Here is a 13,921-nt window from a genome sequence, read left to right on the forward strand (position 1 = left end):
ATAGCATGCGTCGGGCCGCTGGGAACCCCGTTCAACGGGCTTATTCTGCAACTGGCAGGATTCCTGCATGGCCGCCCGCGGGCCGGATGCGCACGATTGCTTGCCAGCAGGGGTTAATTTTGAAACAATGCGATTCGGGTTTGAGGAAATCAGGAGAGACGCGCGATGAACAAGGCGCTCCACGAGGCCGAACTGGCCGGTACGCACACCGCCTCCCGTCCGCGCGACTGGCGCAAGGCGATGAGCGACAATGTCGCACTGGCGCTCCTGGTTTACACCGGCATGCAGATCTTCATGACCGTCGGCGCCATGAAGCAGGGCGTGTCTTCCATCGTCCCCTATCTCGCGCTCGTGGTGCTGGTCGCAGGCATCATTCCCGCCTGCCGCTGGTTCGAACGTCGCTGGTCGCATCTGTCCGATGACGACGCAGCCGACATCGCGCTCAAGCCCGCTTTCCGCCGCGACCAGATCTTGCTGTGGGTCCTTGCGATCGGCCTTCCGGCCGTTCTGACAGCCTTCTTCAAGCTGATCTTTTCCTGACGCGGCGCGCGGTTGCCAGCCGCGTGCGCGGGGCCTAACCCGCGCGCATGAACCTGTTCTTCCGGACCCGCTCGTGATTACACCCGACGCAGCACTCGCGCGGTGCCACGATCTCGTCGACCTCGCCCGATCCATGGGCGCCGACGCGGCCGATGCCGCCGCGCGCGCGTCAGCCTCGGAAAGCGTCAGCGTCCGGCTCGGCAAGCTGGAGGAAGTCGAGCGCAGCGAAAGCGAGGAGATCGGCCTGCGCGTCTTCGTCGGGCGGCGCTCGGCGTCCATTTCGACCAGCGATTTCGCCTTCGAGGGACTCAGGGCGCTGGCCGAGCGCGCGGTCCAGATGGCGCGGCTCGCCCCCGAAGATCCCTATGGCGGTCTCGCGCCTGCGGAGGCATTGTTCGCTGGTGACGCGCCCGACCTGCAACTGAACGACGGCGCCGAGCCGGTGCCCGCGGACCTGCGCGCAGCGGCGCTGGCGACCGAGGATGCCGCGCGCGCGGTCGCGGGCGTCACCAATTCGAACGGCGGCAGCGCGGCGGCAGCGCGATCGGTCTTCGGCCTCGTCACCTCCTCGGGTTTCGCCCGCGCGCATGCGGGTGGCTCGCATACGCTGTCGGCCAGCGTTGTCGCGGGAGAAGGCAGCGAGAAACAGACCGACTACGCCTATCGCACGCAGCGCCACCTGGCCGATCTGCCCGCCCCCGAAGGGATCGGCCGCGAGGCGGGCGAACGCGCGGTGCGCAAGGTCGGCTCCGGATCGCTGCCTTCGGGCAAGATGCCCGTCGTGTTCGACCCGCGCGTGGGCGGCGGCATCCTCGGCCATCTGCTCGGCGCAATGTCGGCGCCCGCGATCGCCCGCAAGTCGAGCTTCCTGCTCGGCCGCGAAGATGAACAGCTGTTCGATACGGCTATCACCATCGCCGAAGACCCGCACCGGCTGCGCGGATTGCGTTCGCGCCATTACGACGGCGAAGGCGTGCCGAGCTGCCCGCGCGCGTTGGTCGAGCAGGGCAAGGTCACCGGGTGGATGACCAATGTCGCCAGTGCCGCGCAGCTCGACCTCGGCCTCACGGGTCATGCCAGCCGCGGCGCGGGCGGTTCGCCCGGCATCGCCCCCGCCAATGTCTTCATGCATGCGGGCGCGCCATCGGTCGCCGAGCTGATTGCCGATATCGAGGACGGCGTGTTCGTGACCGACCTGTTCGGCCAGGGGGTCAACCTCGTCACCGGCGACTACAGCCGCGGCGCCAGCGGATTGCGCATTCGCAATGGCGAACTTGCGGGGCCGGTCGCCGAGATCACCATCGCCGGGACGCTGCCCGAAATGTTCCGTGCATTGGTCCCGGCCAACGACCTCGCCTTCGAACGCGGGATCGATGTTCCCACCTTCCGCATCGACGGCATGTCGGTGGCGGGCGAGTGAGGCTGCTCGCCGCCCTGCTCGCCCTTCTCTGGGCGATGCCGCTCGCGGCGCAACTCGACCTGCCCACCGAAGCCGAACCGACCGCCAGCCCGACTCCGGTCCAGACGATCGCCGCCACGCAGGATGCGGGCGACGACCGCCGCATCGCCGAGCGGATCGATGGCATCTTTGCCGAATTGCCGGCCTTTGCGGCGGTCGACATCGAGGTGCAAGAAGGCGTGGTCTCGCTCGCGGGCACGGTGCCCAAGGCCGAGGACATCGCGCGCGCCGAAGCGATCGCCAATCGCGTGGCGGGCGTGGTCACGGTGCAAAACGGGCTTGAGCGCGACCTGACGCTGTCCGCGGACAGCGCGGGCATCAGCAGCCTCGCCGAGCGTTGGAGCAATTTCGTCCGCATGCTCCCGCTGATCGCCGCCGCTCTGGGCGTCTGGCTGGCGATCGCCTTCATCGGCTACCTCATCGCCGGGCTCGGCCGGGTGTGGAACCGGCTCGCGCCCAATGGCTTCCTCGCCGAACTGGTCGCCAGTGCGATCCGGTTCGGCTTTACCATTATCGGCCTCGTGATCGCCCTCGACATGATCGGCGCAACGGCCCTGCTCGGCGCGGTGCTGGGCGGCGCCGGGCTGATCGGGATCGCACTGGGCTTCGCCATGCGCGACACGATCGAGAATTACGTCGCCTCGCTGCTGCTCTCACTGCGCCAGCCGTTCCGCGCCAACGACTGGGTCCAGATCGACACCTACGAAGGCCGCGTGATCCGCCTCACCAGCCGCGCCACCGTCTTGATGACGCTCGACGGCAACCATCTGCGCATTCCCAACGGGCAGGTGTTCAAGGCGGTCATCCTCAACTTCACGCGCAACCCGCAGCGCCGCTTCCAGTTCGATCTCGGCGTCGATGCCGATGACGATGCCCGTGCCGCGCGGCAATTGGGCCGCGACACGATGGCGGGGCTGGATTTCATGCTGGCCGATCCCCCGCCCGAGGCTCGGATCATCGAAGTGGGCGATTCGAACGTGGTGATCCGCTTCCTGGGATGGGTCGACCAGCGCGAAACCGACTGGTGGAAAGCGCAGAGCGAGGCGATCCCCGCGGTGAAGACAGCGCTCGAGGACGCCGGTTTCGGGCTGCCCGAGCCGATCTACCGCCTTCGTTTCGATCCGCGTTCGGCCAGCGTGCCCTTCGCCGCCGAGGTGACGACCGAAGCGAAAGGCGCACCGGCGCCGCGCCCTGCGCGCATCGCTGCCGCCAGCCAGAGCGACGAGGATGTCCGCCCGGTCGACGAGATCGCGGCAATGGTGGAGGAAGAGCGCAGCCGGCCGGGTAGCGAGCAGGAAAAGGACCTGCTCGACCATTCACGCCCGGTCGAATGACGCTCTGGGCGGTCCCCGCCGTTCGCGGGGACTGCAGGCCGGCTCAGCCCTGCTTGTAGCGCGCGATGCTTTCGACCACGATCTGCCGCGCTTCGGCAGCGTCGCCCCAATTGCCGATCCGCACCCACTTCTCGCTCTCGAGATCCTTGTAGTGGGTGAAGAAGTGCTCGATCTGCTGGAAGATGATGCTCGGCAGGTCCTTCGTTTCGGCGATGTCCGAATAATAGGGGAAGGTCGTGTCGACGGGCACGCAGATCAGCTTCTCGTCGCCGCCGTGCTCGTCCTCGAGATTGAGCACGCCGATCGGGCGCGCACGCACCACGCAGCCGGGAATGAAGGGCGAACGCGAGATCACCAGTGCATCGAGCGGATCGCCATCGGGGCTGAGCGTATGCGGGACGAAACCGTAATTGGCCGGATAGCGCATCGGCGTGTGCAGGATGCGATCGACGAACAGCGCACCGCTGTCCTTGTCGAATTCGTACTTCACCGGTTCGCCGCCGGTCGGCACCTCGATGATGACATTGAGGCTTTCGGGCGGATTGTCGCCAGTCGGGATCTTGTCGATGCGCATGAGGTGTCTTCTACAGTTGTCGGATGGACTTCCGCGAGCGGAAGGCTTGCGCGCGCCGATAGCGCCCCCGTCATATTGCGGCAACCGCCTTCCTCGCCTAAGCGCGCGCCATGGCAAAGACACCCCAGGCCATTCGTGGCACCCAGGACATCTTCGGCGCCGATGCGGAAGCCTTCGCTTTCGTCGTCGAAACCTTCGAACGCGTGCGCAGGCTCTACCGCTTCCGGCGCGTCGTAATGCCCGTGTTCGAGAAGACCGAAGTGTTCAGCCGCGCCATCGGCGAGACCACCGACGTGGTCAGCAAGGAAATGTATTCCTTCGACGATCGCGGGGGCGAAAGCCTGACGCTGCGCCCCGAATTCACTGCCGGCATCGCGCGAGCCTTCCTGTCGAACGGATGGCAGCAGCACGCCCCGCTCAAGGTGGCGACGCACGGTCCGCTGTTCCGCTACGAACGCCCGCAGAAGGGGCGTTACCGCCAGTTCCACCAGATCGACGCCGAGATCCTCGGCGCGGGTGAGCCGCAGGCCGATGTCGAACTGCTCGCGATGGCCGACCATTTGCTCAAGGAACTGGGCATCACCGGGGTAACGCTGCACCTCAACACACTGGGCGATGGCGACAGCCGCGAAGCCTGGCGCGCCGCGCTGGTCGACTATTTTCGCGCAGTGAAAGACGAGCTCAGCGAGGATTCGCAAGAACGGCTCGAAAAGAACCCGCTGCGCATCCTCGACAGCAAGGATCGCCGCGACCAGCGTTTCGTCGCCGATGCGCCGAAGATCGACGACTTCCTGACCGATGAGGCCAAGGCGTTTTTCGGCGCAGTCACGAGCGGGCTGGATGCGGCAGGCGTGAAATGGACGCGCGCCGAAAGCCTCGTGCGCGGGCTCGACTATTACCGCCACACCGCCTTCGAATTCATTCCCGACGAGGGGAGCGAGGCGGCGGGCAAGCTCGGCAGCCAGAGCACGATCCTGGGGGGCGGGCGCTATGACGGGCTGATGCAAAGCCTCGGCGGTGCGGCGACGCCCGCAGTCGGCTGGGCCGCGGGAATCGAGCGGCTGGCGATGCTGGTGGGGGACAAGGGCGAACCCGACGCCGATGTAATCGTCGTGCTTGAAGACGATGCGCAGATGGCGTCGGCCCAGGCGCTGATCAGCACCATCCGCAAGGCTGGCCACTCGGCCGAACTGATGGCCACCGGCTCGCCGCGCAAGCGCTTCGACAAGGCCGTCAAATCAGGCGCCGAAACGATCGTGTCGCTGTTCTCTCCGGATGATGGATGCTTGGCAAGCCGCGTGCGCGGGTCGGACGAATGGCAGGCGCGCATCGAGGAGTTGCTCGCGCGATCCCGCACGTCGCCCCGCGCCTGATCCGGGACCGGTGGGAGGGGTCCGACCCGGCGCGTTTTCGCAGAGTGACGGCGAAGCCTGGCATGATCTCGGTTCTCGCCGAACATCTTTCCTACCGGCCGCGTCCTCGGCTACAGCACCGGGCGAAAGCCGTCGAACCGGTCTCCGCCGCGCACCGCCTTTGTGTCACCTTGGCAATTTCGCAAATTTATCATTGAGAAAGAGAGGGTTGGGCTGAAAAATCGAAGTTGACACCCTGTCACCTTTGTCAACTTTGCCGCTCATCCGCCCCCGAACACGCATGACCATCCCCGCCGAACGCCTCGACCAGATCGCCCATCGCTTCGCCGAACTCGAAGCGCGCATGGCCTCGGGCCAGCTCGAAGGCGACGCCTTCGTCCAGGCCAGCCGTGACTATGCCGAGCTCGAGCCGGTGGCGAAGGTTGCCGCCGAAGTGCAGGCCATGCGGGCCGAACTTGTCGATCTCGAAGAGATGCTCGCCGATCCGGAAATGAAGGCGATGGCCGAAGAGGAACTGGCCGCAATTCGCGAACGCCTGCCCGAAGCCGAGCGCCAGCTGGCCATTGCCATGCTTCCCAAGGACAGCGCCGACAGCAAGCCCGCCATGCTCGAAATCCGCGCCGGCACAGGGGGTGACGAAGCGGCGCTGTTCGCGGGCGATCTCTACCGCATGTACGAACGCTATGCCGCCGAGCAGGGCTGGAAGGTCGAGCCGGTCAGCATGAGCGCGTCGGAAGTCGGCGGCTTCAAGGAAATCGTCGCGAATGTCACCGGCACCGGCGTATTCGCCAAGCTCAAGTTCGAAAGCGGGGTCCACCGGGTACAGCGCGTGCCCGAAACCGAAAGCGGCGGGCGGATCCACACCAGCGCCGCGACCGTCGCCGTTCTCGCCGAACCCGACGAAGTCGATGTCCAGATCGATCCCGGCGATCTCAAGATCGACACCTATCGCGCCAGCGGCGCGGGCGGCCAGCACGTCAACACCACCGATTCGGCGATCCGCATCACTCACTTGCCGACCAATACGGTGGTCACCTGCCAGGATGGGCGCAGCCAGCACAAGAACCGCGAGAAGGCGATGCAGGTCCTGCGCACGCGGCTCTACGATGCCCAGCGCGAAGCCACGCAGGGCGCCGAAGCCGAGGCGCGCAAGGCCATGGTCGGATCGGGCGACCGGTCGGAGCGGATCCGGACCTATAATTTCCCGCAGGGCCGTGTGACCGACCACCGGATCGGGCTGACCCTGCAGAAACTGCCACAGATAATCGCCGGCCCCGGCCTTGGCGAACTGGTCGATGCGCTGATCGCCGAGGACGAGGCCAAGCGGCTCGCCGCGATGGCCGAATGACGGTCGCCGAAGCTCTCCGCGCCGCAGCGGAGCGCCTTGCCGCAACCAGCGACACTGCGCGGCTCGATGCCGAACTGCTGATGGCGCATGCGTTTGGCGCGAGCCGTTCGGACCTGCTGCTGCGCCACATGCGCGATGGCGTGCCCGATAGCTTCGCCGGACTGGTCGAACGCCGCGCCGCGCGCGAACCGGTGGCGCATATCCTGGGCGAGCAGGAGTTCTACGGGCTGACCTTCCGGGTGACCCCGGCCACGCTGATCCCGCGCGGTGACAGCGAAACCATCGTGTCCGCCGCACTCGAATGCGCGCCCTATGCGCGGAGGGTCCTCGACATGGGAACAGGATCCAGCGCGCTGCTGCTGGCCTTCCTGTCCGAATGTCGCGGTGCCGATGGCATCGGTATCGACGCTTCAGCCGACGCCTTGGCGGTTGCAGAGGTGAATGCCGAAAGATTGGGATTGCGCGCGCGCACCAGCTTCCGCCATGCGAGCTGGCACGATGCGGGCTGGGCAGCGGGCCTCGGCCGGTTCGATCTCGTGCTCTGCAACCCACCCTATGTCGAACTGGATGCCGCACTCGATCCCGATGTGCGCAGGTTCGAACCCGCCAGCGCGCTGTTTGCCGGGCCCGAAGGCCTCGACGATTACCGGGCGATCATCCCGCAATTGGGCGGCCTGCTCTCCCCGGGCGGTGCTGCCGTGGTCGAGATCGGGGCTAGCCAGGATCGCGCCGTTGCCGGGCTGGCCGAGGCCGCGGGCTTCGCCGTTACGCTGCATCGCGATCTTGCGGGAAGGCCGCGCGCGCTGGTCCTGAGATAAAAGACTTGGCAAAGCCGATTCGACCCTTTACCTCTGGCCATAGGCCAGTGGTGCGCGGCTAACGCCTCCCCACCGGTTCCAGCTCCGACATTGCAGTTCTGGTGCGCAGCTTCGGCTACGCATACCATGCACAGGCCGGGGCACGCGAGCTGCGACAAGCGCAGTCGCGCAAGGGGTCACGCGGCTCTTGGTGCACCGTCAGGAGGTGCCCGCCGCGCAACGAATAAGGACCAGCTACCCTTGAACAACAATCGCAACAACCGTCGTCGCGGACGCGGTAACCGCAATCAGGGCGGAGCCAATTCGGCGAACCGGATCGACAGCCGTGCGCGTGGCAATGCCCCGCAGCTGCTCGACAAGTACAAGAAGCTTGCCCAGGACGCCCAGCACAATGGCGACCGGGTGCAGGCCGAATATTACCTGCAGTTCGCCGACCACTATTTCCGCGTGATCGCCGACAACAAGGCACGGCAGGAAGAAGCCAAGGCCAAGCGCCAGGACGATCGCGGGGGCAATTCCTCCGACGATGACGACGAAGACGAGGATGGCGACGATCGCCGCAATGCTCGCCGTTCGCGCAACCGCCGCGACGAGCAGGACGATGGCGGCCGCAAGCCGCGGGCCCGCAAACCGCGCCGCGACGATGACGGCGACGATAGCGAAAACAGCGAGTTCGAGCCGTCGGACAATCCCTTCACGCGTCGCGATGACGAAGACGAGGCGCCGAAGAAGCGCCGCGCACCGCGCAAGGCGAAGAAGCTGGCCGGCGATGCCAATGGCAGCGAAGGCGAGATCGATGCCGCGGTGCTGCCGCCCTCGATCGGTGCCAATGACGGCGAAGAAGCGGCGGAACCCGCCCCGCGTCGCCGGCGCCGCAAGCAGGATGACGATAGCGAGGTAAGCGCGGTCGGCTGATCGCGCTTGCACTGCTGACCTGACGATCTAAGGGGCAAGCCGATGGAGAAACTCCCCGGCTTGGCCCGCTCCCACCCGAAATTCGCCGCGCTCGTGCTGGGCGCGCTTTCGGCATTCGGCTTCCAGCCCTTTCATCTGTGGCCGCTCGGGCTGGCTGCAATGGCGGCATTCGGATGGCTCGCATGGCGTTCCGACACATGGCGCGGGGCGCTGCTGGCCGGGTGGCTGTTCGGGGTGGCGCATTTCAGCGTCACCAACAACTGGATCGCCACCGCCTTCACCTACCAGGCCGAAATGCCCGCGGCGCTCGGCTGGGCGGCAGTCCCGCTGCTGTCGCTCTACCTCGCGATCTGGCCAGCACTGGCGAGCGCGCTCGCCTGGAAGATCGCGCGGCGCGGTGGGCTCGCCCCGTTCGCGCTCGCATTCGGCGGCTTCTGGATTGCAGCCGAATGGCTGCGCAGCTGGGTCTTCAGCGGCTATGCCTGGGGCCCCCTCTCGATGATGCTGCTGGGCCCGTGGGATCGGCAGGGGCTCGCGCTCGCGCTGCCCTACACCGGCAGCTATGCCTTGTCGGGTATAGTGGTCTGCCTTGCCGTGCTGCTGGGCTGGCTCGCCTTGTCGCGCCGCTGGGTGGTGCTGGGCGCCGGAGCCGCAGCGCTGACGGGTCTCGTCTATTTTCCTGCGGCGCAAGGCGCGCAGGGCAGCATTCCGCTCACGCTCGTGCAGCCCGATCTCGGCCAAGACGAGATCAATGATGCGTCACGGTTCGAGGAACAGTTCCAACGGATTGCGCGGCTGAGCGCCCCGCTCCAGCCCGACCGGCAACGCCTCGTCCTGTGGCCCGAAAGCGGCATCCCGGACTATCTGCGCGATGGCTATCCTCAGCGCTATTACACGCAAATGACCGCAGGCGGCGATCCGGCCTTTGCCCGCACCCGCATCGGCCGCGTCATCGGCGAGGACAGCCTGCTGCTGACAGGGGTGGTCGATCTCGAGATCGAGATGGTCGAGGGCCGCGAGAAGGCCGTGGCCGCCTACAACGCCATAACCTCGATCGACCCCGACGGTCGGCTGGGCGAACGTTACGCCAAGGCGCATCTCGTCCCCTATGGCGAATACCTGCCGCTGCGGAGCTGGCTCGAACCGCTCGGGCTTTCGCGGCTGGTTGCCGGAACGCTCGATTTCATCCCCGGCCCCGGGCCGCTGAGCTACGATCTCGGCGCCTATGGCAAGGCGGGCATGCAGATCTGTTACGAGATCGTCTTCTCGGGCGAGGTGGCGGACCGCAGCAACCGTCCCGACTATATCTTCAATCCCTCCAACGACGGCTGGTTCGGAACGTGGGGGCCGCCGCAGCATCTGGCTCAGGCGCGGATGCGCGCTGCGGAAGAAGGCCTGCCGGTGCTGCGTTCGACCACCACCGGTATCAGCGCGGTTATCGATGCGCGCGGCATCGTCCGCGAACATATCGGCAGGAACCGCGCCGACCGCATCGACACCATCGTCCCTCCGCCGTACGCACCGAGTTGGTTCGCGCGTGCCGGACACTGGCTGACACTCGTCTGGGGTATCGCACTGCTTGCACTATCGCTGGTTGCCATGCGCCGCGCAGGAGGCTACCCCGCGCAGAACACATAAAGATTTCTTTATATCGGGATTTGCTCCTTCATGCGCACCAGTTATCTGTTCACTTCCGAAAGCGTTTCGGAAGGCCATCCCGACAAGGTTTCCGACCAGATTTCGGATGCGATCGTCGATCTGATGCTGGCCAAGGACGCCGAAGCACGCGTGGCTTGCGAGACCATGACGACCACGCAGCGTGTTATCCTCTCGGGCGAGATCCGTTGCGCCCCGATGTACGACGCCAACAATCCCGACTGGGCGGAAAACGCCGGCTGGGCGCCAGGCGCAAAGGAAGAAATCGAGAAGGCCGTCCGCCGCACGGTGCGCGAGATCGGCTACGAGCAGGACGGCTTCCATTGGCAGACGCTCACCTTCGAGAACCATCTGCATGGCCAGTCCGCCGAAATCGCGCAGGGCGTGGATGCCAGCGGCAACAAGGACGAGGGCGCCGGCGACCAGGGCATCATGTTCGGGTTCGCCTGCGACGAGACGCCCGACCTCATGCCCGCGACGCTCGATTACAGCCACAAGATCCTGCAACGCCTGGCCAAGGACCGCAAGAACGGCACGGCGCCCTTCCTCGAGCCCGACGCCAAGAGCCAGGTCACGCTGCGCTATGAAAACGGCAAGCCGGTCGCCTGCACAGCGATCGTCGTCTCGACCCAGCACGCCAAGGGCTATCACGAGGGGACGAAGGAGGCCGAACTCAAGGCCTATGTGAAACAGGTAGTCGGCGAAATCCTGCCGGCAGGCTGGCTGACCGCCGACACCGAGTGGCATATCAACCCCACCGGGGCCTTCGAGATCGGGGGTCCAGACGGCGATGCCGGCCTGACCGGTCGCAAGATCATCGTCGACACCTATGGCGGCGCCGCCCCCCATGGCGGCGGTGCGTTCAGCGGCAAGGACCCGACCAAGGTCGACCGGTCCGCAGCCTATATCACGCGCTATCTGGCCAAGAACATCGTCGCGGCCGGCCTCGCGCGCCGCTGCACGATCCAGCTTTCCTACGCGATCGGCGTCTCCAAGCCGCTGTCACTCTATGTCGACACGCATGGGACCAGCGCGGCAGGCGTGAGCGACGAAGCGCTCGAAGATGCCATCCGCGGGATCGACAAGCTGGGCGGGCTGACGCCGCGTGGTATCCGCACGCACCTCGGCCTCAACAAGCCGATCTACCGCAAGAGCGCGGCGTATGGCCATTTCGGGCGTCAGGCAGCCGGCGATTCCTTCCCTTGGGAACGCACCGATCTGGGCGAGGACCTCAAGGCCGCCCTCGGCTAGGACTGGCAGGACTCAAGAGGGTCCTCCGCCTAGCGACCTGATTCAGCCGTGCTCGCCCTTGCGCGGGCTCGGGCGATCGAGGGCCAGTTCGCCCTCGGAGAAGGTAAACGGACTGCGCACGCCGGGGATGCCGTCGAGATCGATCCGCATTCCTCGCGCCCTGACCTGCGGATCCTCGAAAACTGCGTCGATCGCGTTGACCCGACCGGCCGGGATTCCATCCTCGGCGCAGTCTGCAAGCAGTTCGTCCAATTGCCATTTGCGGGTCTCGGCTGCGATCATCGCATCGAGCTCGGCGCGGTTGGCAAGCCGCGCCTCGTTGGATCCGAACTTCTCCTCGCCCAGCAGGTCCTCGCGACCGAGCAAAGCAAGCAACTTGCGAAACAGGCCGTCATTCGCCGGCGCCAGCACAACTTCGCCATCTGCAACGGGAAAGACGCCATAAGCGCTCACCTGCGCGTGTTCGTTACCCATTCGCGGCGGGTTTTCGCCCGTAGTAAGGTAATGCGTTGCCTGGCTGGCCAGCAGGCCGACCGAGCAATCCAGCAGCGCCATATCGACGTGCTGCCCGCGGCCAGTCCGCTCTCGCATGGCAAGTGCGGCCTGGATCCCGATCACCGAATAGAGGCCGCAGGTCAGGTCCGAAATCGAGATCCCCATCTTCATCGGCTGGCCCGCAGGCTCGCCGGTGAGCGCCATGAAACCGCTCAGCGCCTGGATGACGAAATCGTAGCCCGCTTCGCTCGCGCGCGGCCCTGTCTGGCCGAAGCCGGTTATCGAACAATAAACGAGGCGCGGATTGAGCGCTTCAAGACTCGCAAAGTCGAGCCCGAACCGCGCCAGCGTGCCGGTCTTGAAATTCTCCAGCACCACATCCGCGCCAGCAGCCAGTTCGCGGACGCGCCGGAGGTCGTCTGCATTCTTGAAATCAGCCACAACGCTGCGTTTGCCGCGGTTGGCGGCGTGATAATAGGCCGCTTCGCGATCGCCCTGCTCGCGCTCGACCCATGGCGGCCCCCACAGGCGGGTGCCATCGCCAGCGGGGCTTTCGATCTTGATCACATCCGCTCCGAGATCGGCAAGGATTTGTCCGGCCCATGGCCCGGCTAGCACGCGAGCCAGTTCGAGGACCTTCAGGCCCGCCAGCGGGGCTTTGGGATTGCGCGGTTGATCGAGCCACATACCGCGCGGCTTGCGGCCGCGGCACCGCACGGTCAAGTCACTCGATACCCGCTATGCTCGCCAGCCCGGTCACCGCGTCGATGAACTCCTCGCGAAAATCCTGTACGACCTGTCGGCTCGATCGCACCTGATCCACCAGGCCGACACCCTGCCCGACGAAATAGCTAACCAGCTCGCGCGCCTTGGCATTGCCCGCCGCAGCCTCGCGTTCGATCCGCGCGAAGGCCGGCTCCGACACCATGCCCATCAGCGGCATCGGCAGGCTTCCCGGTCCGTCGGGCGCATCCCAAGCCTCGTGCCAAGGCGTGTTCAATTGCCGCGCGGGCTTCCCTGTCCTGCTGCGAGAACGCACCGTGTCGCGACTGCGCGCGGCAACCATCTTCTCACGAAATGCCTCGCTTGTTTCGGCTTCGGGCGTTGCGAGCCATACCGATCCGGTCCATGCACCTTGAGCTCCGGCTGCCATCATCCCGGCCATTTGTCCCCCGGTCATGATCCCGCCCGCGGCCAGCACGGGGATATCATGTCCGGCTTTCTCCAGCGCGCGGACCACTTCGGGGACCAAGACGAGCGTCGACACCTCGCCACAATGCCCGCCTGCTTCGGTCCCTTGCGCGACGATGATATCGACGCCGGCCTCGGCCTGGCGGATGGCATGCTCCTTCGCCCCGACAAGCGCAGCCACGGGCACGCCGCGCTTCCTCCCTTCCGCGATCATGGATGCCGGAGCCACTCCGAGCGCATTGGCGATGAGGCGGATGGAATGACGGAAGGCGACCTGCATCAGCGCCAGCCCGTTTTCAGGCGTGATTCCGATCCGCTCGGCGAGGATCGGCATTTGGGCTTCGGGCACGATGTCATGCGCACCGAGAACCGAATTGACGAACCCCTGATAGGAGGGATCGATCGCCTTCGCGCGGCTGCGATTGTCCGACAGCGCCCTGACGCGTGGGTCCACCACTTCGGGCACCAGAACGTCGACCCCATAGGGGGCACCAACGACATGAGCGTCGATCCAGGCCAGTTCCTCCTCGAGTTGCTCGGGAGTGAAGCGGGTCGCGCCAAGCACGCCAAAGCCGCCAGCCCTGCTCACCGCGGCCACCACGTCGCGGCAATGGCTGAAGGCAAACAGGGGGAATTCGGCACCGGTGAGTGCACACAAACGGTTCATGGACATGAGCCTCTCCTCTCGCGCATAAACCTATGGTGTTGCGATGGTGGAGCAAGCGGAACCTTCATAAGGCCCCGTTCGACCGCGCATAAACGCACTTCTCCGAGCGCTACCTTCCGGCGCCATGATTGTGTTCGAACATGCAGGCGGCCCCGCGGTGTGAGGCGGGGCGTTGGGCTGTTGGGGGATGTGGTGTGGGTGTTACAGCGGTGGTTGCGGGGGTTGGATTTGAACCAACGACCTTCAGGTTATGAGCCTGACGAGCTACCGGACTGCTCCACCCCGCGGCACCTTTTTGTT

The 13,921-nt window shown here is 65.9% G+C and carries 12 protein-coding genes and 1 tRNA gene; 9 read left to right on the forward strand and 4 right to left on the reverse strand.

Translation table 11 applies throughout. The annotated features are described in order from the left end of the window. Positions 1 to 165 precede the first annotated feature (165 nt). The 3 genes from FHS69_RS12305 to FHS69_RS12315 all read left to right on the forward strand — a co-directional run bounded on the left by FHS69_RS12305 (position 166) and on the right by FHS69_RS12315 (position 3,333). Positions 166 to 540 carry a hypothetical protein gene (locus FHS69_RS12305; protein ID WP_067463206.1) on the forward strand — a complete coding sequence of 125 codons (375 nt, stop codon included), beginning with the start codon at positions 166 to 168 and terminating at the stop codon, positions 538 to 540. Between the two features lie 73 nt (positions 541 to 613). Beyond that, complete coding sequence (locus tag FHS69_RS12310; protein WP_166777911.1) at positions 614 to 1,960, forward strand: metallopeptidase TldD-related protein; 1,347 nt, start codon at positions 614 to 616, stop codon at positions 1,958 to 1,960. A 35-nt stretch (positions 1,961 to 1,995) separates the two neighbouring features. Next, positions 1,996 to 3,333: a mechanosensitive ion channel domain-containing protein gene (locus tag FHS69_RS12315; protein WP_166777953.1), complete on the forward strand. Its 1,338-nt coding sequence runs from the start codon at positions 1,996 to 1,998 to the stop codon at positions 3,331 to 3,333. Positions 3,334 to 3,376: 43 nt separating this feature from the next. Here FHS69_RS12315 and ppa read toward each other — a convergent pair whose 3' ends face one another. Then, the gene (gene ppa / locus FHS69_RS12320; protein WP_166777912.1) at positions 3,377 to 3,907 is read right to left on the reverse strand and encodes an inorganic diphosphatase; all 531 of its coding nucleotides are present in this window, start codon (positions 3,905 to 3,907) and stop codon (positions 3,377 to 3,379) included. A gap of 110 nt (positions 3,908 to 4,017) precedes the next feature. On the opposite strand from ppa, the gene hisS reads away from it, so the two are divergent. The 6 genes from hisS (at position 4,018) to metK (ending at position 11,268) form a co-directional block, all read left to right on the forward strand. Next, positions 4,018 to 5,280, forward strand: a complete 1,263-nt coding sequence (hisS, locus tag FHS69_RS12325; protein ID WP_166777913.1) for a histidine--tRNA ligase — start codon at positions 4,018 to 4,020, stop codon at positions 5,278 to 5,280. A gap of 280 nt (positions 5,281 to 5,560) precedes the next feature. Further along, on the forward strand, positions 5,561 to 6,628 hold the full coding sequence (gene prfA / locus FHS69_RS12330; RefSeq protein WP_067674488.1) for a peptide chain release factor 1: 1,068 nt from the start codon (positions 5,561 to 5,563) through the stop codon (positions 6,626 to 6,628). Further along, on the forward strand, positions 6,625 to 7,446 hold the full coding sequence (gene prmC / locus FHS69_RS12335; RefSeq protein WP_166777914.1) for a peptide chain release factor N(5)-glutamine methyltransferase: 822 nt from the start codon (positions 6,625 to 6,627) through the stop codon (positions 7,444 to 7,446). The genes prfA and prmC overlap by 4 nt, the downstream gene beginning before the upstream one ends. Positions 7,447 to 7,686: 240 nt before the next feature. Further along, positions 7,687 to 8,361 carry a DUF4167 domain-containing protein gene (locus FHS69_RS12340; RefSeq protein WP_243844650.1) on the forward strand — a complete coding sequence of 225 codons (675 nt, stop codon included), beginning with the start codon at positions 7,687 to 7,689 and terminating at the stop codon, positions 8,359 to 8,361. A gap of 42 nt (positions 8,362 to 8,403) precedes the next feature. After that, a complete protein-coding gene (gene lnt / locus FHS69_RS12345; protein WP_166777916.1) occupies positions 8,404 to 9,999 on the forward strand; it encodes an apolipoprotein N-acyltransferase in 1,596 nt (531 codons plus the stop codon). A 30-nt stretch (positions 10,000 to 10,029) separates the two neighbouring features. After that, the gene (metK, locus tag FHS69_RS12350; protein WP_166777917.1) at positions 10,030 to 11,268 is read left to right on the forward strand and encodes a methionine adenosyltransferase; all 1,239 of its coding nucleotides are present in this window, start codon (positions 10,030 to 10,032) and stop codon (positions 11,266 to 11,268) included. 42 nt (positions 11,269 to 11,310) lie between these two features. Here the strand turns inward: metK and FHS69_RS12355 are convergent, their stop codons facing one another. The 3 genes from FHS69_RS12355 to FHS69_RS12365 form a co-directional block, all read right to left on the reverse strand. Further along, positions 11,311 to 12,450: a CaiB/BaiF CoA transferase family protein gene (locus tag FHS69_RS12355; RefSeq protein ID WP_166777918.1), complete on the reverse strand. Its 1,140-nt coding sequence runs from the start codon at positions 12,448 to 12,450 to the stop codon at positions 11,311 to 11,313. Positions 12,451 to 12,487: 37 nt separating this feature from the next. Then, the gene (locus FHS69_RS12360; protein ID WP_166777919.1) at positions 12,488 to 13,621 is read right to left on the reverse strand and encodes an NAD(P)H-dependent flavin oxidoreductase; all 1,134 of its coding nucleotides are present in this window, start codon (positions 13,619 to 13,621) and stop codon (positions 12,488 to 12,490) included. Between the two features lie 210 nt (positions 13,622 to 13,831). Next, positions 13,832 to 13,908 (reverse strand) — tRNA-Met (locus FHS69_RS12365). Positions 13,909 to 13,921: the final 13 nt, after the last annotated feature.

Origin of the sequence: Qipengyuania flava, assembly GCF_011762005.1 — a bacterium.
In the GTDB taxonomy this organism is placed as follows: domain Bacteria; phylum Pseudomonadota; class Alphaproteobacteria; order Sphingomonadales; family Sphingomonadaceae; genus Qipengyuania; species Qipengyuania flava.